This is a genomic window from Pseudomonas sp. NPDC087803 (assembly GCF_044742995.1).
In the GTDB taxonomy this organism is placed as follows: domain Bacteria; phylum Pseudomonadota; class Gammaproteobacteria; order Pseudomonadales; family Pseudomonadaceae; genus Aquipseudomonas.
The window spans coordinates 26,954-46,985 of sequence record NZ_JBIUVO010000001.1 but is presented as its reverse complement, the minus strand read 5'-3'; the positions used below and the strand labels follow the sequence as shown (position 1 = coordinate 46,985).

Sequence of the window (20,032 nt, the reverse complement as noted above, 5' to 3'; positions counted from 1 at the left end):
GGAAACCCGGCCATGAACAAGCAAGAAGAAATCGCTGCGCTGGCGATCCTGATCCACGACCTGCGCAAGCACAAGAAATACACCCTCAAAGAGCTGGCCGACAAAATCGGCCGTTCGGTGGGTTTTCTCTCGCAAGTCGAACGCGGCCTGTCGCGCCCGACCGTGGCCGACCTCACCGCGATCAGCGAAACCCTTGGTGTGCCGACCACTTATTTTTACAGTCTGCCCAAGCCCAAGGAGTTGCCGTGGGTGACCCGCCCGGACGAACGCCGCACGCTGTATTACGCCAACGGCATCACCGACATTCTGGTGTCGCCGCAGATGCGCGCATCGTTCTCCATGCTCGAAAGTCATCTGGAACCGGGCGCAAGCAGTGGCGACCGGCACATGAGCGACAGCTCGGAGCAGGGCGGCTATGTGCTCGAAGGCGAGCTGACCCTGTGGCTGGGCAACGACGACGAGCCTGTGACCTTAAGCGCCGGCGACAGTTTTCAATTCGACAGTCACACCCATTGCCGCTACGGCAACCTCAGCGGGCAGCTCACCCGTGTGCTCTGGGTCTACACCTGATAACAACAAAGGATGAACACGATGGACGCTGTCTGCTCTGACCTGCTCGCCGAAGTGCGCGCGTTTCGCCAACGCTACCCCGAGGTGCGTTATGTCGACCTGATTTCCCTGGACATTCCGGGGCACTTCTACGGCAAGCGCTATCCGGTGGACATGCTCGAAAAAGTCGCGGCGGGCAGTGCACTGAAACTGCCGCAGAACTGTGTGCTGCTGGGCGTGCAGGGCGGTCTGTTCAAGATTGGCGATTACTGTTTCAACGACGGCGACCCGGACGCCGTGCGCCGTTTGGTGCCCGGCACACTCAAGCCCGTGACTTGGGAAGCGCAGCCGCTGGGGCAGATGCTGATTACCTCTGACGGCACCGCCAAACCCATCGAGTTCGAACCCCGCGAAGTGCTGGCGAAAGTGCTGGATCGACTGGCGTCCAAGGGCATTCACCCGGTGGTGGCCTTCGAACTGGAGTTCTATCTGTTCGACAAAAAACTGCGCGACGGCCTGCCGCAATTCCCTCGCGATGAGCTGACCGACGACGCCGATGATCAGCCGAACATGCACATCGAGCGCCTGTCACGCTTTGCCCCGGTGCTTGATGAAATGGTTGAGGCGACAAGGGCTCAGGGTATCGACGCCACGGTGATTACCGCCGAGTTGGGCCCGGGGCAGTTCGAGATCAATTTCGGCCATCTGGACGACGGTTTGCGTGCCGCCGACTGGGCGGCGCTGTTCTGTCGCAGCACCCGTGGGGTTGCGCTCAAGCACGGCTACCGCGCCAGTTTCATGGCCAAGCCCTACGTGCAACATCCGGGCAGCGGCATGCACGTGCATGTCAGCCTGTATGACGCCGCTGGCAACAACCTGCTGGCGGCCAATCACCAGCAAGCACTGCGCCACGCGGTGGCCGGCTGCCTGGACCTGCTGCCGCACAGCATGCCGATCTTCGCCCCGAACCAGAACGCCATGCGCCGCCTGAGCGGCACGGTGAACACCGCGACCCAGGCGAGCTGGGGTTACGAGGATCGTGACGCCTGCTTGCGCATTCCTGAATCGGACACGAAAAACCTGCGCATCGAATACCGCCTCGCCGGCGCCGACGCCAACCCGTATCTGGTGCTGGCGGCAATTCTGGTGGGCCTCGAACATGGTCTGGAATCAGGCAAGGAACCGATTCCGCCACTCAACGACGACCGCAACAGCGGCATCGCTTTCCCGACGGAAATTCTCGACGCGGTGCGCGCTCTGCAGCATCAGCCGCAACTGCGTGCGGGACTGGGCGCCGAGTTTGTCGACGTGTATTGCGAGAACAAACGTCAGGATCACCTGGCATTCATGCAGGAGATCAGCGCACGGGAGTATCGCTGGTATTTGTGATTGCTGGTTCAGCACCCCCACTTGAACCGGGTGCCGGGGCCGCGATGACCGGATGGAATTCAGCGCCGGTGAATTCCATCGATCATTAAACTAATGATTGAGCCACGAGGTATTTTGAACACCGGGCATGAAGATGGCGAAAGAACGGCTTGAATGACGTCTGGAGAAAATCCAACGCCATCCCGTGCAATGTCTGCGCTGAGTTGGAAATAGTTGACTTTGGCTGGCAGCTATCGGCTAGAAGCAGTCACTCATTGATGACCGTTTCCAACTGGGTGGTCGTCTAAATACGTGCGGACTGGCATCAACCAAGCGCCTTGAGATGACTAAAGCTTCGATGCCTGAATGGCTGCTTTAAGCAATGGCCCTGTGATTTTTCTGTCGTTGTAATCACCGACGAAGTAATTAATTCGATTAGCCAGATGCTGAATGGATAGCCAGCCCAGGCCGTGGTAGTCACGCAACTCCTCGGCGTTCAGCTTGATCAGGCATTCGTAACTCACGAAAGACGCTTCACATTCGACGAGAATATAAACAGCGCCATCCTCTGCTTTGAGAAGATGCCAGTAGTCGTCCGTTATGTGGTATGCCGCAGGTGCGATCTGAACCAAGTCCATGTTTATTTCCGTAGCTTATTTTCGATTTTGACCATGACATGGCTGCGAATGCACGATTCTGCATGGTTGTTTCTGGCCGCTTGCACCCGACACGCCACTTTGCACATCTGTTGTCCACAGACTTTAATCCGACCGAACCACGACGGGATCGTGGCGAGCGCGATGATGCACGCTCGGGTGGGAATTATCGAGTCGCGTTGACCGCAAGCTGCCCTACGCGAATGGGGGATAAAGATGAATATCTGTCGCTCTCGTTTAGCCCAACCTCACGCCAGCGCATCATCCTGATGTGACAGCGGCTGCACTGCCAGGTGTGGTGTTTCGCCGAAGAACTCGATCAGCAGTTCAGTGAGCACACGAATTTTGCGCGCAGGGTGCGGACCCGGCGGGCGGATGATGTAGGCGCCGGCCGGAGGGGGAGGATGGTTTGTCATGATCGGCACCAGTGCGCCGGATGCCACGTGTTCATGGGTCAGGCAGTCGGGCAGGTAGGCGACACCGAGGCCTGCGGTCGCGGCGGCGACCAGGGCGATGCCGTTATCGGCCTTGAAGCGGCCTTGCGGACGAACCGTGATGACTTTGTCGCCATCCATGAATTGCCAGGCTTCGGTGCCCTGCATGAGCGCCTGATGGGCAATCAGTTCATCCGGCGTCTCGGGCTCGCCGTGCACGTTGATGTAGGCGGGGCTCGCGACGAGCTTGCCGTAGACCGGGCCAATCCGTCTGGCGATCAGATTGGAGTCCTGCATATAGCCCACCCGGATGGCGCAATCGTACCCCTCGGCAATGAGGTCAACGAAGCGATCGCTGTAACAGGTCTGGATGTGCAGTTGCGGGTGCCGGCGCGCCATTTCTGCCAGCATCGGGGCGAAGTGACTCGGGCCGAACGACAGTGGCACGGCCACGCGCAAGCGGCCGCGGAGGGCGCCGGCGGGCAGGATCGTTTCCTTGGCGATGTCGATCTCGGTGCAAACCCTGGCGGCGTAGTCCCGGAACGTCGCACCGGCCTCGGTAAGCGCCGCCCCGCGAGTGGAGCGTGCCAGCAGTTGCACAGCCAACTCGGTTTCAAGCCGAGCCAGGCGGCGGCTGACGATCGATTTCGACACGCCAAGCCGTAGGGCTGCCTGCGAAATGCCCCCGGCATCAGCCACTTCCACGAAGGTATGCAGTTCTTCGATATCCACTCTTGCGTTCCTCTTTTCGCGACACAGCACGTCGCGCAATGCTACTACTGCGTCGAACATGGGAACAGCACAATGGATTTTCCGGGCATGGCGTCATTCGCACGTGTTTCGGAATCCATCACCCGCACAGGCTGCGGCCTGATTCACAAACGTGCGTCACCCATGAAAAGGATTTGCCAATGGCAAGCGAAACTCTCCGCAACCCCCATACCGATCAGCTACTGACCCCGGAAAACTCGGCGTTAATCATCATCGATTATCAACCTGTTCAGGTTTCTTCGATTCGCTCGATGCCGCGTGATGAACTCGTCTTCAACATAACCAGCGTCGCGAAGGCGGCGGTCAACTACAACCTTCCGATCATTCACTCGACAGTCAATGTCGCGACCGGCCGCAACAAGCCGCCGATCCAGGAGCTGCAAAAAGTGCTCGGCCATCTGCCGACCTATGACCGCACATCGATCAACAGTTGGGAGGACACGCAATTCAAGCAGGTGGTCAAGGCGCTCGGGCGCAAGAAGCTCATCATGACTGCACTCTGGACCGAAGCGTGCCTGACATTCCCGGTGCTCGACGCGATCCAGGAAGGTTATGACGTTTATGTGCCGATCGATGCGGTCGGTGGCACATCGCTCGCCGCGCACGAGGCAGCGTTGCGCAGAATGGAACAGGCGGGCGCGAAGCTCATCAGCCGGGTGCAAATGTACTGCGAATTACAGCGCGACTGGGCGCGAGAAATGACCGTGCCGGGCTTTCTGGGCGTATTCGAGAACTTCGACGGATTCAACGCTGAAAAAGCGCTGGAAGAGGCGAACAACAAGGCCTGATTAGCGGGCAGCGGATGAAGGTGTCGCTCGCGAAAGCGGGCGACACCTTTATTTTTCCTGCTGCAAACGACTGTTTTTTGTGCCGGCCCTGCTGCGGCAATGGCGTGCCCTGAACCGACGAACATTTCCGACGATTCCGTAGCCAGATTGCGTCATGGCCCTGTCAGATACCAACATATGGATACTGGACAGTCGTGTCGCTGACTCATGAATCAGGAAGAGGCTTCACCAAAACCAATACGGCAGAAACTTCGGCGTGGGTTCGATCATGAGTTCCAGGTGGTAGGTGATTGGGTTGAAGAAAAACATATCCAGTATCAAAAATGCCGCTACCCCAAACGAAAGCGTCAAGAACTCGCGATAGGGATGTTCGACGAAGTACTCCTGTTTAACATGATAGAAGCTCAACAACGCGCACAGCCCCAAGCCTGCGGCGAGGTAGTTGGGTTGTAACGGGACATTGGCGAAGTTGTTGTAGACCAGCACCGCCACCAGCATCCCCAACCCCAGCATGGGCAACTTCAGGCACAAGTTCAGCAGGCCGTTTTTGGCGCGGACGAAGGCGGCTTCCTTGCTGACGAAGAGGTAGGCGGCCAGCAGCGAGATGGCTGGGGTGATTGCCAGGATGTAGCGCGCTTTCTTGGAACTGGGAACAGTGAACAGCACCAGCAACACCAACAGCCATCCGGTTAGATAGAGCAGAAGGTCGATATCTTTATCGCGAGTCGAGTGGAAGAACAGTTTGTACTTCCTGAGAATCACGTGGATGGCGTAAAACACCGTGATGCCGTAGGTCATCAGGCCAGCGGAGAAGTAGAAGTAATAGCGTGGCGCGTGGTCGGAACCAAAGCGTCCGATGCCTTGCATGTTCAGCACTTCCTCGAGGAACGCTTGCCCCCCTTGCAAGTAGGCCGCCCATGCCAGCAGCACAACCCCCACAGCCAGAATCACGCCCGAGAGCAATGAAAACAGTAGCAACATGCGCCACTGCCGGCTCAGCAAGTAATAAGCGCCAATGACACTCGCCGGTCCGATCAAGCCAATAGGCCCACGAAACGCGAATCCCAGCGCCAGGCCGAGGTACAGAAACACCAGGCGCCGCGGGTCCTTTTTCATTTCCGCCGAATAGGCAAAATAGAAGCACATCACCGTTAACAACGCCGGATAGATATCCAGTGCCAGTGAGTTGACGCCGTCAAGAAAGGCCCAGGTCAGCAGGCTGAAAAGAACGCCGTACGCACCCCATTTTTTGCTGTGCAGCGCCCCCAGCCGATAAATGAATACCAGCATCAGCGACGCGGCCACGCAGGACGCAAACCCCATGGAAAGAATGGACACCCGACCGAACGGCAAGGAAACCAGATAGACCAACAACGTATTGAGGACCGTGTAGTCGGGATAAGGCTTGAGATTGTCGGCAATCGGGAACAGCGTTACACCGTGCTGCAACATGTACTCGGCAAAGTCCACAAAACGTGTCGTGTAGTTGAGGACGGCGGGTTTGTACTGCAACGCCATGAACACGGCCAGTGTCATGGAAAAAATGCTCAGGCATGGATTTCTGGTAATCAGTCCTTTCAACATGCCTGCCCGCGAAGTGCGCTCTACAACAAGCGGGGCATCATATCGATCCATCGTTAACCCTTTAGTGAAGTTGTACTTTTGACCGCAATCCTGACAGTCCGGTGATGCCTGCATTGAACTTGTGTGTGGCGCGAAATTAACGTCGAGCCTGGTCCGCGGCGAGGACTATTCAAGCATGACGGCCCTAAACACACCCTGAACAGAACCGATTGATGTCAACAGGAAAACCGCATTAACGAAGCGTGTCGAAACGGGCTTTGTGCATTTCAATGATTGAATATTGACAGTGATGTAAGGCCAGCTAAATGACGCGCCCTTTCTTGGGTGACGGATGATCGGCCGGCTCGGTCCTGACGCTTTTCAGCAACTGTGCAAACGCGGTCTTGTCGATCGGCCGGCTCATGAAGTAGCCCTGCACCTCGTTGCATTGATCCTTGCCGAGAATCTCCAGTTGTTCCTCAGTCTCGACACCTTCGGCGGTCACGGTCAGGCCCATGGCTTTGCCCAGGCCGATGATTGCCTGTACCACCGCGCGATCATTGGCACCGTTGCTGATCGAGGCGATGAAGCGCTTGTCGATCTTGATTCCGTCGAACGGATAGGCGCGCAGGTAGCCGAGGGACGAATAACCGGTGCCGAAGTCATCCATGTTCAGACGCACGCCCAGTTGCTTGAGCGCATTCATGGTGGCCAGCGCACCGTCGGTGTCGACCAGCATTACGTTTTCGGTGATTTCCAGCTCCAGGCGACTGGCCGGGAAACGCGTCTGCACCAGCGCTTCGCGCACATCTTCGACGACATCGCTGAGGGCGAACTGCGCCGGCGACAGGTTGACCGAGAGCAGGATATCCGCCGGCCAGGTGAGGGCGGTTTCACAGGCTTCGCGCAATACCCAGCGCCCCAGCGCCACGATCAGGTCGGTCTGCTCCGCCAGCCCGATGAACACGTCGGGCCCGAGCAGGCCCTTGGTCGGATGCTGCCAGCGCACCAGGGCTTCGACCGAGACGATGTGTTTGCCGTCGACCGTGTAGCGCGGCTGGTAGTGCAGGACGAATTCGTCGTTTTTCAGTGCACCGCGCAGATCGCTTTCCATCTGCCGGCGGGTCTGGATCTGGTCGTTCATGTGCGCTTCGAAATAGCACCAGGTGTTTTTGCCCTCGGACTTGGCCTGATACAGCGCGATGTCGGCACAACGGATCAACTCGCTGGGCACGAAGCCCTGGCGGCGACTCACGGCGATGCCGATGCTGGCCCCGACGTGCAGCGGGTGATGCTCGAAGACCATCGGCTGATGCAGGCTCTCGACCAGTCGGGTGCAGAACCGGTCGACCTCATGCCGAGTGTCCATGCCATTGAGTACCACGATAAATTCATCGCCCCCCAGGCGGGCGACGATGTCGAGCTCGCGGGTGCATTCGCGCAGGCGGCTGGCGACTTCCTGCAACACCGCATCGCCGGCCGGATGGCCGAGGGAGTCGTTGATCGGCTTGAAGTTGTCCAGATCAATCACCAGCAGCGACAGCGGCGGCGCGTGCTCCTTGAGCAGCAGCGCTTCCTCCAGGTAACGCGCCAACTGGTTGCGATTGGGCAGGCCGGTCAGGGCGTCGTGCATCGACAGGTGCTGAATCTGCGCATGGGCGGCGACTTCGTCGGTGATGTCGCTGGCGGTACCGCGATAACCGACCACGCTGTGCTTCTCGATAATCGGCCGCGCCGACAGTCGGCAGTGCCGCAGCTGTCCGGCGTGATCGCGGTAGGTGCAGCGCAGGTCGCTGGCATTGCTGTCCTCGCTGAGTTTCTTCAGCCACAGCTCCAGCGGCGTGGTATCGCACGACACCAGTTGCCCGATGCCTTGCCCCAGCCACTGGTTTTGCGCATAACCGGTGACCTCGCTGAAGCGTGCCGAGAGATAGGTCAGACGCAGTTCGTTATCGACTTCCCAGATCCAGTCCGACGCCGCTTCGGCCACGGCGCGAAAACGTTCTTCACTGGCCTCCAGCGCATGATTGGCCGCCTCCAGCGCCTGATTCGAGGCCTGCAAGGTGCTGAAGCTATGGTCGACGTAAGTGGACGAGCGCAAGGCGTAGCGCAGGAAATACGCAGTCAACAGCATCAGCACCACCAGCACCGCGCCGAGTGACGGTAGCAATGACCACAACAATTGCTGGCCGGGGCGTTCCAGATCCGCCGTCAGGCTGTAACCGGTACTGTCCAGCGGCACGCGCGGTGGCGTCTTGGCGAGTTGATCATCCTGGGTCAGCATCAGGTTGTTCAGGCCATAGGCCGTGCCGAGTGCCTGCAGTTTGCTGGGCGTGAGCTTGTCGACGAACACCAGTACCGACGTTTGTTTGGGATCGCCCACCGGACGCTCATCGTTAGGCAGGATAGCCGCCGCCGTGACCAGTGCCGGCCAGCCGTCGAACAGCGAATAGGTGCTGATGGGCACGGTCAGATCAGCCTGGCTCTGCACCTGATCCACCAGCGCGGCGGCGGTGACCTTGAGCCAACGCGAGAGGTCGCCATTTTCTTGCTCGCCTTGCACCACAGCGTATTTGGTGCGTTGCCGATCCAGCACGAACACGCCGTCATAACCGTCAGTGGTGAACAGCGTCTTGCCGATGTTCTGCTGGGTGTAGGCCCAGTCGGTGTCGACTTGGGCGTGCAGGTGTTCGTAGGCCGTGGTCCAGTCGGCGTAGCTGGTGATATAGCTTTTCGACGCGCTGATGCGATTTTCCAACGCACGGGCGGTATAGAACCGCGTCTCCTCGACATCCTCGCGATCCAGTCGAGTAGCGATGCTGAGCAAGGTGCCGACAGTGGCAATCACCCCAACGACAAACAGCGCGCCGACCGCGAAGGCCAGACGGCGAGTGATTGCACTTTGCTGAGGTGGAACCGGCGTTGCAGGAGCGAAAACATCCATATGCTCGTCCTTGAATCTGTAGCTGAATCATCTGGAACAGCGGCCCACGTGCAATGTTCAATGTGTTTGTCGGGTTTGCACCGAGGCGGATTTCCCAAGCGTAGTGAATGCGCGGGGATTTTGCCTTGAGACTGCGGCGGGCAGGCGATGGCCGGGAGCGATGGGTGCTCAGTGCGAAGACACGTACGGGGAGGGCGTGGTGGACTGGGGCAGCGCATACGTGGCTTTCATCCACGCGACCTCGGCCAGCGGTGTGCGACCGAAGAAGCGCTTGAATTCGCGACTGAACTGCGAGGGGCTTTCATAACCGACGTTGAACGCGGCGGTCGCGGCCGGCATTGCACCATGCAGCATCAGCAAGCGCGCCTGATGCAGGCGCGTGGCCTTGAGGTATTGCATCGGCGATGAATCGGTGACGTTGCGAAAATGCACATGGAAGCTCGGTACGCTCATGCCGGCTTCCTCAGCGAGGGATTCGACGTCCAGACGTTGCTCATAGCTGCTGTGAATCCGCCGGATCGCCCGGCTGACCTTGCCGAAATGTCCTTGCTGCTGGAGTGCCGCACGCATCGAACCGCCCTGGGCACCGGTCAGGATCCGGTAGTAGATCTCCCGAACCAGCGCCGGCCCGAGGATCCGCGCGTCGCCCGGATCGCTCATCGCTTCGAGAAAACGCAGGGTCGAGGCGCGCAATGGATCATCCATCGGCGAGGCGTACATGCCTTTGGGCACAGCCTCGCTGGGGCCGAACACCTCGTCGACCTGCAACATCAACTCGCCGGCCAATTGCAGGTCGAGGCGCATATACACCGCGAGCATCGGTTCAGCCGCACTGGCCTCGGTTTCCATGGTGAACGGCACCGGCACCGACACCACCAGATAATGCTGGGCGTCATAGACGTAGACGTCATCACCCAGATAACCGCGCTTGCGCCCCTGACAGAGAATCACGATGCCCGGGTCATACAGCACCGGGGTGTTGCTCAGCGGCCGATTCGAGCGCAGGAAGCGCACATCTTCCAACGCACTGAGGTTGTAACCCTCCAGCGGCGCGAGCTGTTCGAGCAACTGCACCATGCGTGCGGTGTACGGATCGGATGGACTCATGGGCATTGATCTCTTACCGGGACTCAGCCATCGGTGGAGCGGGTCAGGGTTTCCCATTGTTCGATGTCGCTGAGGCTGCGTTGCAGTTTATCGCGCACCAGATTCAGCGCATCGCTGCCCAATAGCAAGTGTGCGGGTGGTGCGGCGCTGGCGATCAGTTGCAGCATGGCCTGCGCAGCCTTGCGCGGATCGCCCAATTGCTTGCCGCTTTTCTCTTCGCGGGCCTTGCGCACGGGGTCGAAGCTGGCGTCATAGTCGGCAATGCTGCGCGCTGTGCGCTGCATCGAACGCCCGGCCCAGTCGGTACGAAACGAACCGGGCGCCACCGCCGTGACAAAAATGTTGAACGGCTGTAACTCCTTGCTCAACGTATCGGAGAGCCCTTCGAGGGCAAACTTGCTCGAACAGTAATAGGCAATGCCGGGCATGGTGATGGTGCCGCCCATCGAGGTGATGTTCAGAATGTGCCCGGCGCGCCGCTGCCGGAAATACGGCACGAACGCCTTGATCATCGCTGCCGCGCCGAACACGTTGACGTCGAACTGACGCCGCATCTCCGCCAGCGGTGACTCCTCGAAAATGCCCTCATGCCCATAACCGGCGTTGTTCACCAGCACATCGACCGGGCCCAGCGAGGCTTCGACGTCGGCGATCACCCTGTCGATGCGATCGAAATCGGTGACGTCGAGCAACACCCCGTGGGCCCGATCCGCTGACAGCGCCTCGAACGACTTCAGGTCGGCGTCATTGCGCACGGTACCGACCACCCGATGACCGGCGTTGAGCGCTTCCTGCGCGAGGGCGCTGCCGAAGCCGCTGCTGACACCGGTGATGAACAGGGTTTTGCTGCTGTGCATGGCAATCTCCGACGGATAAGGGAGAGGCCATGGTAGGCAGCGCGCAGGGGAAGGGGTATGCCGGTTTGTCTGCGAGGATTGCCTGTTCCTATTGGCAGGCCTGTGAAGCGCTCTGAAACGTGGTGTTGATTCGGCACGCCGCCCGGATCAGGAGCCATTCCTGAGCAACTGCCCCAGTGCCTCCAGCTCAGTTTTCTCCACGTCCGATACCAGCACGAAGTGCATGTGAGCGGATTGCCACGACACCACGTTGAACCCGCGAAGGCTTTGGCTCTGCACGGCTTGGTCGGGCTCGGTCGTGGGCAGGATGAACACGTTGATGATGTGCTTGGCATGCCCGTAGCTCAGGGCGGCGGTAGTCTGGTGTTGCAGGTAATCCAGACGCCCGCCGAGCAAGGGAAAGCCTTGCGCCGTGTAGTCGAACACCGGGGGCGAGAAGTCGAGTTTGCCGGTGAACCACGGTTTGACCGTATGGCGGTCGGAGGACACCACGTCGTTCAGGTGTTCGCCCATCAGCGAGCGCACGTGGCTGGAAACGGCCTCATCAATCAGCGGTTGCTCGCTGCCGGGCGTGGCGACATACAGCACCATCGCCAGAGCCAGTGCAGCGGCGGAAAAGGCCGGGGTCAGCCATTTTTGCCAGCGCTGCGTGAAGCCCGACGCAGGTTTGTCTGCGCCGAACACGCTCGCCGCCAATGACGCGGGCGCGGGGTAGTACGCGGCATGGCGCTTCACGCTGACCTTGAGCAACTTCGCTTGATCGTACAGCCGCGCGCACTCGGCGCAGGTGCTCAGGTGCGCTGCCACCTGCGCAGCCGTCGCCGGGTCCAGTTCCTGATCCAGATAGCCGTGCAGTCGGGTCTGGCAAACCGTGCAGTCGAGTTCATTCATGATTGTGCAACTTCAGTAGTTCGAGCTTGAGCATGGCCCGCGCCCGGGCCAGCCTGGACATCACGGTGCCGATGGGTATATCGACCACCAGGGCGATGTCCTTGTAGGGCAGGTCTTCGAGTTCCTTGAGCACAATCACCTCGCGAAACACCGGCGGCAGGGCGCCCAGCGCTTGTTGCAGCAGCTCGGCATTTTCGCTGTGGATCGCCAGCAGTTCCGGGGTCTGGCTGTGGCTCAATGCGCCCTCGGTTTCTTCTATCTCGTCATCGAATGCGACCCAATGCCGTCCGGCCGAAGCTTTAAGCCAGGTGTAGCTTTCGTTGCGCACGATGGTCAGAAACCACGCCTTGGCGTTGCCATCGGCAAAACGCTGCAAAAACCGGAAGGCGCGCAAGGCGCTTTCCTGCACCACGTCGCGGGCAGCGCTGTCGTTGCCGGTCAGCCAGCGTGCAAGGTTGTAGGCCGCGTCCAGATGCGGCGCAATCAGTTCCTCAAATCGCTTCATGGTGGGTTCCGCACCGTCACACCCCTATAACCGTGCTACACCGGGTTTTATTCCCGCTAAACACTTTATTTTGCGACGTGGAATAAATCCGTGCGCCGCCAGGTTTACCTCGTGTCAGCTACCTCACTGTAGTTCGCCCGCGAGGACCTACCGATGGACATTCAAGCAAAACATCCGCTACGCACCGACGGCTTGCTCAATCCGGACCGGCGCACCCTGCTCAAATGCTCGGCGTGGGCCGGGGCGGGGGTCATCTGGGCCTTGAGCGGCGGGATTCCCAAAGCCTTCGCGCTGGACGAGGCGGGTAACGTCAGCGATCCCAAAGCGCTGGCCAGCAGCTTTCACTTCGTGCAGATCAGCGACTCGCACATCGGCTTCAACAAGGAGGCCAATCCGGAACCGGTCAAGACCCTGCAAGTGGCAATCGACAAGGTCATCGCGCTACCCAAACGCCCCGCGCTGATCCTGCACACCGGCGACATCACCCACCTGTCCAAGCCTGAGGAATTCGACACCGCCGCACAGTTGCTCAAGGGCCTGCCATCCACCGTGCATTACGTGCCCGGTGAGCACGACACCCTCGACGAGGGCGGCGGCAAGCTTTACCTGGAGCGCTACGGCAAGGGCACCAAAGGCAATGGCTGGTACAGCTTCGATGATCACGGCGTGCACTTCATCGGGCTGATCAACGTCTTCAACTTCCAGGCCGGCCACGAAGCCACCCTTGGCGCCGATCAACTGGCCTGGCTGGCAGATGACTTGCGCGCGGTCAGCAGCAGCACGCCCATCGTCGTGTTCACCCACATCCCGCTGTGGACGATTTATCAGCCGTGGGGCTGGGGCACCGAGGATGGCGATCAAGCAATAGCGCTGCTGCGCAAGTACGGTTCGGTGACGGTACTGAACGGGCACATCCATCAGGTGATCCAGAAAGTCGAAGGCAATATCATCTTCCACACCGCCCGTGGCACCGCGTATCCGCAGCCGGCACCGGGTGCTGCACCATCGCCGGGGCCGATGACGGTGGCGGCCGATCAATTGCGCAATTACCTGGGGATCACCGACGTGCGCGCGACCCAGGGCGATCACCCGTTGGCACTGATTGATTCGACACTGATTTGACCGAGGACGAACCGATGAAAACGCGACTGTTGGCGCTGATAGGTCTGTTGCTGGCGATGCCGGTCTGGGCGACGGACGTGAAGATCGACATCAAGGAATTCATGTTCGGCCCCAAGGACCTGACCGTGGCCGTCGGCACCAAGGTGACGTGGGTCAATGACGATCAGATTCCGCACACGGTGGCGGAAACCCACAAGGTGTTTCGCTCGGGAGCGCTGGATACCAATGACAGTTTTTCCTGGGTGTTCGATACGCCGGGGGAGTTTGAATATTTTTGCGTGTTGCATCCGCAAATGATCGGCAAGGTGGTGGTGACGCAGTGAATGCGATTCAGCTGAAAGACTGACCGGAAGGGTGCCGCTGCCTGAGTGTTACTCAGCTACCAATCTGCACCTTTCCGGGGCTCGCAATGAGCTATTGGGTAGCACGTCTCAAGTTCCGCGCACCAGGAGCTGATCGCTGTTTTCCGCTTAAATCATTCAAATCAAGCGCTTGGCACGGTGCGGAGAAATCTGGCATGCATCGTGCCTTTTTTGTATCCGTGGATAATTGGATACAAAAAGACAAAAGGTGCCGCCATGCAATTCGCTCCCGCCTACGACCAGCGTCAACCGATGACCGCCGAGGAGGAGGCCTACAACTTTCTGTTGGAAGGCATCTGCGGCGGTCGTTATCGCAAGGGCGACCGGTTGATCGCCGAGGACATCGCCAGCGAAATCGGCATGAGCCGTATGCCGGTGCGCGAAGCCTTTCGCCGCCTCGATGCGCAGGGTCTGGTGACGCTCAGGCCCAACCGCGGCGCGGTGGTCAGCGGTCTGGATGTTGAGCAGATGCATGAAGTCTTCGAGATGCGCAGCGCCCTGGAAGGGCTGGCGATTCGCATCGCGGTGCCAAAGATCAGCGAGCGTCAGTTGACCGCGCTGGAGCGGCTGCTCGATGAAATGGATGACTATCGCGAGGAGAGTGCGGCGTGGGTCAGCCGCCATCGCAAGTTCCATGAATACCTGTGCAGCCTCAGCGATCGACCACGGTTGTTGAAGCAGATCAGCGCCCTTTACTCGCTGATCGAAGCACCGATGCGCCTGTGGCTGCAGCACATCGAAAAGCCCCTGAGTGCGCGCCAGGAACACCAGATGATCCTCGATGCGATTCGCGCCGGCGACGCCAACCAGGCCGAGGCCGTGGTGCGCGAGCATATCGAAGGCACGGTGCCCGAGCTGATCAAGTTTCTGCAATCGGAAAAATAACCACAGAGCGGAACCCGAATCCGCCGATGTTTTGACTTTGAGTACTGCCCCCGTTACTAACCGAACTGGAGTGTCTGGTCATGCATACGTCTCGCCTGTTACTGGCTGCAATTTCCTTCGGGCTCTGTTCGCAATGGGCGCTTGCCGCACCCACGGTGCCGGAGCGTCTGGTCAAGGTCGACAAACTCACCTATTGCTCGGGCATGGATTCACCGCCGCTGGTGTCCTTCGATGAAGCGCAAAAGCCCAAAGGCCTGACCGTCGACCTGGGCCTGGAAATCGCCAAGCGTCTGGGTGACAAAAAGGTCGACTGGCGAGTGATTCCATTCTCCGGATTGCTCCCGGCGTTGCTCGCCAAACAGTGCGACATGATTGTTGATCAGTTGTTCGACAAGCCCGAGCGCCGTGAGGTGATCGACATCGTCAACTACATGTATTCCAGTCAGGCGGTGGTGGTGCCCAAGGGCAATCCGAAGGCGCTGAAAACCCTGCAGGATCTGAGCGGTCACAAGATCGCGGTGCTCAACGGTTCGACCATCAAGACCCTGCTCGACACCGAGAATGAAAGCCTGACCAAGGCCGGCAAGCCGCCGATGAAACTGGTGGTCTACAACACCGACACCGACGCCTTCCAGGCCCTGCGCATCAGTCAGGTCGACGCTTACGGCACCACGGTGGAAACCGCCGGTTATTACGCCGCAATGGCCCCGGACCTGTTCGAAGAAGGCGTCCCGGCATTCAGCCGGATCCTTACCGGCCTGGGTATTCGCAAGGACGATCCACAACTGAGCGCTGCGGTGCAGCAGATCATCACCGACATGCGCAGCGATGGCAGCTACCACCAGCTTCTGAGCAAGTGGCACGTCTCCAGCGACACTCTCGATTGAGGTACGCGTTGATGAATTTCAATTGGGATGTGTTCTGGCAGTACCTGTTGCAACCCAGCGGCGTGTACCTCACCGGGCTCTGGCTGACGTGCCTGATCAGTGTGCTGGCGATGTTGCTGGGCTGTGTGTTGGGGCTGGCCGCCGCATTGTTGCGCTTGTCGAAGAACCCTTTGCTGCATCTGCCGGTGCGTTTTTATGTGTGGCTGATGCGTGGCACGCCGTTGCTGGTGCAAATCGTCTTTCTCTACACGGCGCTGGCGGCGGGCGGGATTTTTCGCTTCGAAGACATCGAGCTGTTCGGGCTGGTGATCCCCGGCAACATTCAGGCGGCGATCATCGCTCTGGGCCTCAACGAAGGCGCGTACATGGCCGAGATCATTCGCGCCGGGATCGGCGCCGTGGACAAGGGTCAGTACGAGGCCGGGCGCTCGCTGGGCATGACCTTCGCCAAATTGATGCGCCGTATCGTCCTGCCGCAGGCGTTTCGGGTGATCGTGCCGCCGCTGGGCAACGAATTCAACGTGATGCTGAAAAACACCACGCTGGTCAGCGTGATCGGCGTGCAGGAGCTGTTGCTCAGCACGCAGATGGTCACCTCGGCGACTTTTCGGGTGTTCGAGTTGTACCTGGTGGTGGCGATTTATTTCCTGTTGCTCACCACGCTGTGGGGTTTCTTTCAGCGCTGGCTGGAGAACCGTTTCGGCCAGTCGGACCGACCTTCTTCGCCGCCGCCGGCCTCCAGCCGGATGTTCGGCCGTAGCACCCTGAAACTGCTGAGGGGACGTTAATCATGGCGCATCAAAGTGACGAACTGATCATCGAGGCGCTGAACATTCACAAGGCCTTCGGTGATCTGCAGATTCTCAAGGGCATCTCGCTGCAAGTGCGACGTGGCGAAGTGGTGGTGCTGATCGGCGCCTCAGGCTCGGGCAAGACCACGTTTATCCGCTGCATCAATCTGCTCGAAGACATTCAGGCTGGAGAGATCCGCGTCAGCGGCCGGCCCATGGGTTATCGCACCCGGGCAGACGGCAGTCTGGTGCGCGACTCGGAACGCAACATTGCTCGCCAGCGCCGGGACATCGGTATGGTGTTCCAGCGCTTCAACCTGTTCCCGCACATGACCGCCCTGGAAAACATCATCGAAGCACCGATTCAGGTGTTGGGCGTGTCACGCCAGGCTGCGCTGGAACAAGCCCACGCGCTGCTCAAGCGAGTCGGTTTGGCAGACAAGGCCAGTCATTACCCGTCGATGCTTTCCGGCGGTCAGCAGCAACGGGTGGCGATCGCCCGAGCACTGGCGATGAAACCGCAGGCGATGTTGTTCGACGAACCCACCAGCGCCCTCGACCCGGAAACTGTCGGCGAGGTTCTGCAAGTGATGAAGGAGTTGGCCGAGGAGGGCATGACCATGGTCGTGGTCACCCATGAAATGGGTTTTGCCCGCGAGGTGGCCGACCGGGTGGTGGTGCTCGATCAGGGCGAACTGATCGAACAAGGCCCGCCGGAACAGATTTTCAGTCGTCCCACCCATCCCCGTACCCAAGCCTTTCTCAGCCGCGTGCTGTGAACTTCACAAGGATTTCGACGATGCGTTTATCGAGCTTGTTCGCCGCACTGTGCTGCGCCGCCGTGGTGCCCATGCTTCAGGCTGCCGATTCGGTGGTGAAGGTTTACAACTGGTCCGATTACATCGGCCCCGACACGCTGAAGAATTTCGAGAAAGACAACGCGATCAAGGTTCAGTACGACATTTTCGACACCAATGAAATGCTTGAAGCCAAGTTGCTTTCCGGGCATTCGGGCTACGACGTGGTAGTGCCGTCCAGCCAGTTTCTTTCGAAACAGATTCGCGCCGGCGCCTATCAGCCGCTGCAACGCGGATTGCTCGATAACTGGAAGCACCTCGATCCGCGTTTGATGCAGCGTCTGCAGGCTGCCGACCCCGGCAATCAATACGCGGTGCCGTACATGTGGGGCACCGTGGGCATCGGCTACAACGAAGAGAAAGTCCGCGCCGTGCTGGGCAAGGATGCGCCGCTGGATTCCTGGTCGATGGTGTTCGATCCGCAGAACCTCGCCAAACTGAAAAGCTGCGGCGTGGCCTTCCTTGATGCACCGGTAAAGATCATCCCCCAGGCCCTGCTTTACCTCGGGCTGGACCCCAACAGCGTCAAGCCTGACGACTACAAGCAGGCTTCCAAACTGCTGATGACGTTGCGTCCCTCGGTGACCTACTTCAACTCGTCGAAGTACACCGCCGACCTGGCCAACGGTGATATCTGCGTGGCGATCGGCTATTCCGGTGACGTGATGCAGGCCCAGACCCGGGCGCGCGAGGCGGGGAAAAACATCGATATCCGCTACCTGATTCCCAAGGAAGGCGTGAACCTGTGGTTCGACATGCTGGCGATTCCCAAGGATGCCGGTAATGTCGCCAACGCCCATGCGTTCATCAATTACCTGTTGCGCCCTGAGGTGATTGCGCCGGTCAGCGACTACGTCGGCTACGCCAATCCGAACAAGGACGCCACGGCGCTGATGGATAGCAAAGTCAGCGGCAACCCGGGGATCTACCCGACTGACGAGGTGATCAACCATGCCTTCGTCTCCGCCGATCTGCCGGAAAACATCCAGCGCCTGATCACCCGCGAATGGAACCGGATCAAGTCCGGCCAATGAATTGCTGATTGGAAGAACCTTTGCCATGTTGAAATTCTCTGCTCACGAATATCCCTATCCGTCGCAACGCCAAAGCGTGTTTGCCCGTCGCGGCATGGTCGCGGCGTCCCAACCTCTGGCCGCGCAGGCCGGCATCGAGATGCTGCACAAGGGCGGTAACGCGATTGACGCCGCCATCGCCACGGCGGCGGCCCTGACCGTGGTCGAGCCTACGGGCTGTGGCCTGGGCGGTGACGCGTTTGCCCTGGTCTGGTTCAAGGATCAGTTGCATGGGCTCAATGCCAACGGCCACGCCCCGGCATCGTTAAGTATCGAAGCGGTCAAAGCGGCCGGCCATGAGCACATGCCGTTGTATGGCTGGACGCCGGTGACGGTGCCGGGTTGTCCATCGGCTTGGGCCGAGTTGTCGCAGCGCTTTGGCGTGTTGCCGTTCGCCGATTTGCTGCAACCGGCAATCAGCCTGGCCCGAGACGGTTTTCCGCTGTCGCCGGTGGTTGCCCACCAGTGGCAGATCGCGCTGGATGAGTTCAGTCCCCATCGCGATGAAGTGCTGCAGGCCTGGTTCGATACGTTCCTGATTGACGGCCGCGCGCCCAAGGCCGGGGAGCTGTTCCGTAACCCGGCGCAGGCACGAACCCTTGAAGAGTTGGCTGACACGCGTTGCGAGAGCCTGTATCGCGGCGCACTGGCGCAACGCCTGGATGCGCATTCGCGGGCAACGGGCGGCTATCTGCGCGCCACCGATCTGGAGCATTATCGCGCGCAATGGGTGGAACCGATTCACGTCAATTACCGTGGCGTGGATGTCTGGGAAATCCCGCCGAGCGGGCAAGGTCTGGTGGCGCTGATGGCGCTGAAGATGCTCGAGGGTTTCGACTTCGATCACCGTGACAGCCAGCAGACCTGGCATCGGCAACTGGAGGCGATGAAACTCGCCTACAGCGATGGGCTGCACTACATCACCGATCCGCTGCACATGCGTGTGGCTGTGGCCGATCTGTTGAGTGACGCGTACAGCGCTCGCCGCCGCGCTCAGATCGGCGAGCAGGCGCAGCCGCCGAAACCGGGCGACCCGCACGCCAGTGGCACGGTGTATCTGGCCACGGCGGACGGGCAGGGCAACATGGTGTCGTTCATCCAGAGCAATTACCACGGCTTCGGCTCAGGCGTGGTATTGCCCGACAGCGGCATCGCCCTGCAAAATCGTGGGCAGGAATTCAGCCTTGATCCCGAGCATGCCAACGCGTTGGCTCCCGGCAAAAAGACATTTCACACGATCATTCCCGGCTTCCTCACCAAGGACGGCCAGGCGCTGGGGCCGTTCGGCGTGATGGGCGGCTACATGCAGCCGCAGGGCCATGTGCAGATGGTGATGAACCTGGTGGATTTCGGCTTGAACCCGCAGTCGGCACTGGATGCGCCGCGCTGGCAGTGGCTGGGTGGGATGAAAGTCGGCATCGAGCAGGGCGCTTCGAGGGATCTGGCCAATGCGTTGGCTCGCCGTGGGCACGAAGTGCAGATCGCCAGTGATTCGACGGATTACGGACGAGGGCAGATCATTCTGCGTGATCCGGTGACGGGAGTGCTGTGTGGCGGGACTGAGCCGAGGGCGGATTCGCATATTGCGGTTTGGTAAAGTAGATTGATTGCCAGGGATTGAC

General features: G+C 59.8%; 19 protein-coding genes and 1 pseudogene. 12 read left to right on the top strand and 8 right to left on the bottom strand.

Annotated features, from left to right (window positions below; genetic code table 11):
- Positions 1 to 12 precede the first annotated feature (12 nt).
- The 3 genes and pseudogenes from ACIOUG_RS00225 to ACIOUG_RS00215 all read left to right on the top strand — a co-directional run.
- Positions 13 to 570, top strand: coding sequence for a helix-turn-helix domain-containing protein (locus ACIOUG_RS00225; protein WP_401061577.1), 558 nt, complete (start codon positions 13 to 15; stop codon positions 568 to 570).
- 21 nt (positions 571 to 591) lie between these two features.
- Positions 592 to 1,938, top strand: a complete 1,347-nt coding sequence (locus ACIOUG_RS00220; RefSeq protein WP_401061576.1) for a glutamine synthetase family protein — start codon at positions 592 to 594, stop codon at positions 1,936 to 1,938.
- A gap of 90 nt (positions 1,939 to 2,028) precedes the next feature.
- Positions 2,029 to 2,102 (top strand): annotated as a pseudogene (locus tag ACIOUG_RS00215) (cupin domain-containing protein); the annotation flags it as partial.
- 162 nt (positions 2,103 to 2,264) lie between these two features.
- Here ACIOUG_RS00215 and ACIOUG_RS00210 read toward each other — a convergent pair.
- Positions 2,265 to 2,555, bottom strand: coding sequence for a hypothetical protein (locus ACIOUG_RS00210; RefSeq protein ID WP_401061574.1), 291 nt, complete (start codon positions 2,553 to 2,555; stop codon positions 2,265 to 2,267).
- A 266-nt stretch (positions 2,556 to 2,821) separates the two neighbouring features.
- Positions 2,822 to 3,739 (bottom strand): LysR family transcriptional regulator, encoded by a 918-nt coding sequence (locus ACIOUG_RS00205; protein WP_401061573.1) that lies wholly within the window; start codon positions 3,737 to 3,739, stop codon positions 2,822 to 2,824.
- Positions 3,740 to 3,918: 179 nt separating this feature from the next.
- On the opposite strand from ACIOUG_RS00205, the gene ACIOUG_RS00200 reads away from it, so the two are divergent.
- Positions 3,919 to 4,566, top strand: a complete 648-nt coding sequence (locus ACIOUG_RS00200) for a hydrolase (RefSeq protein WP_401061571.1) — start codon at positions 3,919 to 3,921, stop codon at positions 4,564 to 4,566.
- Positions 4,567 to 4,791: 225 nt separating this feature from the next.
- Here the strand turns inward: ACIOUG_RS00200 and ACIOUG_RS00195 are convergent, their stop codons facing one another.
- The 6 genes from ACIOUG_RS00195 to ACIOUG_RS00170 form a co-directional block, all read right to left on the bottom strand.
- Entirely contained in the window at positions 4,792 to 6,102 is a 1,311-nt protein-coding gene (locus ACIOUG_RS00195; protein WP_401061569.1) for an ArnT family glycosyltransferase, read from the bottom strand.
- A gap of 349 nt (positions 6,103 to 6,451) precedes the next feature.
- Positions 6,452 to 9,073, bottom strand: a complete 2,622-nt coding sequence (locus ACIOUG_RS00190; RefSeq protein ID WP_401061567.1) for an EAL domain-containing protein — start codon at positions 9,071 to 9,073, stop codon at positions 6,452 to 6,454.
- Between the two features lie 168 nt (positions 9,074 to 9,241).
- Positions 9,242 to 10,180 (bottom strand): AraC family transcriptional regulator N-terminal domain-containing protein, encoded by a 939-nt coding sequence (locus ACIOUG_RS00185; RefSeq protein ID WP_401061566.1) that lies wholly within the window; start codon positions 10,178 to 10,180, stop codon positions 9,242 to 9,244.
- Between the two features lie 23 nt (positions 10,181 to 10,203).
- Positions 10,204 to 11,037, bottom strand: coding sequence for an oxidoreductase (locus tag ACIOUG_RS00180; protein ID WP_401061564.1), 834 nt, complete (start codon positions 11,035 to 11,037; stop codon positions 10,204 to 10,206).
- Between the two features lie 147 nt (positions 11,038 to 11,184).
- The gene (locus ACIOUG_RS00175) at positions 11,185 to 11,928 is read right to left on the bottom strand and encodes an anti-sigma factor family protein (RefSeq protein WP_401061562.1); all 744 of its coding nucleotides are present in this window, start codon (positions 11,926 to 11,928) and stop codon (positions 11,185 to 11,187) included.
- A complete protein-coding gene (locus tag ACIOUG_RS00170) occupies positions 11,921 to 12,433 on the bottom strand; it encodes a sigma-70 family RNA polymerase sigma factor (RefSeq protein ID WP_401061560.1) in 513 nt (170 codons plus the stop codon). The genes ACIOUG_RS00175 and ACIOUG_RS00170 overlap by 8 nt, the downstream gene beginning before the upstream one ends.
- 153 nt (positions 12,434 to 12,586) lie before the next feature.
- Here ACIOUG_RS00170 and ACIOUG_RS00165 point away from each other — a divergent pair, with 153 nt between their 5' ends.
- The 8 genes from ACIOUG_RS00165 to ACIOUG_RS00130 all read left to right on the top strand — a co-directional run bounded on the left by ACIOUG_RS00165 (position 12,587) and on the right by ACIOUG_RS00130 (position 20,007).
- Complete coding sequence (locus ACIOUG_RS00165) at positions 12,587 to 13,555, top strand: metallophosphoesterase family protein (protein WP_401061559.1); 969 nt, start codon at positions 12,587 to 12,589, stop codon at positions 13,553 to 13,555.
- Positions 13,556 to 13,569: 14 nt separating this feature from the next.
- On the top strand, positions 13,570 to 13,878 hold the full coding sequence (locus tag ACIOUG_RS00160; RefSeq protein WP_401061557.1) for a plastocyanin/azurin family copper-binding protein: 309 nt from the start codon (positions 13,570 to 13,572) through the stop codon (positions 13,876 to 13,878).
- A 255-nt stretch (positions 13,879 to 14,133) separates the two neighbouring features.
- Positions 14,134 to 14,802 carry a GntR family transcriptional regulator gene (locus tag ACIOUG_RS00155; RefSeq protein ID WP_401061556.1) on the top strand — a complete coding sequence of 223 codons (669 nt, stop codon included), beginning with the start codon at positions 14,134 to 14,136 and terminating at the stop codon, positions 14,800 to 14,802.
- Between the two features lie 80 nt (positions 14,803 to 14,882).
- Positions 14,883 to 15,689, top strand: a complete 807-nt coding sequence (locus ACIOUG_RS00150; RefSeq protein WP_401061554.1) for an ABC transporter substrate-binding protein — start codon at positions 14,883 to 14,885, stop codon at positions 15,687 to 15,689.
- An 11-nt stretch (positions 15,690 to 15,700) separates the two neighbouring features.
- Positions 15,701 to 16,477, top strand: coding sequence for an amino acid ABC transporter permease (locus ACIOUG_RS00145; protein WP_103520703.1), 777 nt, complete (start codon positions 15,701 to 15,703; stop codon positions 16,475 to 16,477).
- A 2-nt stretch (positions 16,478 to 16,479) separates the two neighbouring features.
- Positions 16,480 to 17,259, top strand: a complete 780-nt coding sequence (locus ACIOUG_RS00140) for an amino acid ABC transporter ATP-binding protein (RefSeq protein ID WP_401061552.1) — start codon at positions 16,480 to 16,482, stop codon at positions 17,257 to 17,259.
- Positions 17,260 to 17,279: 20 nt separating this feature from the next.
- A complete protein-coding gene (locus ACIOUG_RS00135) occupies positions 17,280 to 18,371 on the top strand; it encodes a polyamine ABC transporter substrate-binding protein (protein ID WP_401061550.1) in 1,092 nt (363 codons plus the stop codon).
- A 25-nt stretch (positions 18,372 to 18,396) separates the two neighbouring features.
- Positions 18,397 to 20,007 (top strand): gamma-glutamyltransferase family protein, encoded by a 1,611-nt coding sequence (locus tag ACIOUG_RS00130; protein WP_401061548.1) that lies wholly within the window; start codon positions 18,397 to 18,399, stop codon positions 20,005 to 20,007.
- Positions 20,008 to 20,032: the final 25 nt, after the last annotated feature.

Coding starts and splice junctions, on each gene's coding strand:
- ACIOUG_RS00220 (WP_401061576.1), top strand. CDS start 592: ATGGACGCTGTCTGCTCTGACCTGCTCGCCGAAGTGCGCGCGTTTCGC.
- ACIOUG_RS00160 (WP_401061557.1), top strand. CDS start 13,570: ATGAAAACGCGACTGTTGGCGCTGATAGGTCTGTTGCTGGCGATGCCG.
- ACIOUG_RS00210 (WP_401061574.1), bottom strand. CDS start 2,555: ATGGACTTGGTTCAGATCGCACCTGCGGCATACCACATAACGGACGAC.
- ACIOUG_RS00175 (WP_401061562.1), bottom strand. CDS start 11,928: ATGAATGAACTCGACTGCACGGTTTGCCAGACCCGACTGCACGGCTAT.
- ACIOUG_RS00200 (WP_401061571.1), top strand. CDS start 3,919: ATGGCAAGCGAAACTCTCCGCAACCCCCATACCGATCAGCTACTGACC.
- ACIOUG_RS00195 (WP_401061569.1), bottom strand. CDS start 6,102: ATGACACTGGCCGTGTTCATGGCGTTGCAGTACAAACCCGCCGTCCTC.
- ACIOUG_RS00150 (WP_401061554.1), top strand. CDS start 14,883: ATGCATACGTCTCGCCTGTTACTGGCTGCAATTTCCTTCGGGCTCTGT.
- ACIOUG_RS00155 (WP_401061556.1), top strand. CDS start 14,134: ATGCAATTCGCTCCCGCCTACGACCAGCGTCAACCGATGACCGCCGAG.
- ACIOUG_RS00165 (WP_401061559.1), top strand. CDS start 12,587: ATGGACATTCAAGCAAAACATCCGCTACGCACCGACGGCTTGCTCAAT.
- ACIOUG_RS00225 (WP_401061577.1), top strand. CDS start 13: ATGAACAAGCAAGAAGAAATCGCTGCGCTGGCGATCCTGATCCACGAC.
- ACIOUG_RS00170 (WP_401061560.1), bottom strand. CDS start 12,433: ATGAAGCGATTTGAGGAACTGATTGCGCCGCATCTGGACGCGGCCTAC.
- ACIOUG_RS00130 (WP_401061548.1), top strand. CDS start 18,397: ATGTTGAAATTCTCTGCTCACGAATATCCCTATCCGTCGCAACGCCAA.
- ACIOUG_RS00135 (WP_401061550.1), top strand. CDS start 17,280: ATGCGTTTATCGAGCTTGTTCGCCGCACTGTGCTGCGCCGCCGTGGTG.
- ACIOUG_RS00185 (WP_401061566.1), bottom strand. CDS start 10,180: ATGAGTCCATCCGATCCGTACACCGCACGCATGGTGCAGTTGCTCGAA.
- ACIOUG_RS00180 (WP_401061564.1), bottom strand. CDS start 11,037: ATGCACAGCAGCAAAACCCTGTTCATCACCGGTGTCAGCAGCGGCTTC.
- ACIOUG_RS00140 (WP_401061552.1), top strand. CDS start 16,480: ATGGCGCATCAAAGTGACGAACTGATCATCGAGGCGCTGAACATTCAC.
- ACIOUG_RS00145 (WP_103520703.1), top strand. CDS start 15,701: ATGAATTTCAATTGGGATGTGTTCTGGCAGTACCTGTTGCAACCCAGC.
- ACIOUG_RS00190 (WP_401061567.1), bottom strand. CDS start 9,073: ATGGATGTTTTCGCTCCTGCAACGCCGGTTCCACCTCAGCAAAGTGCA.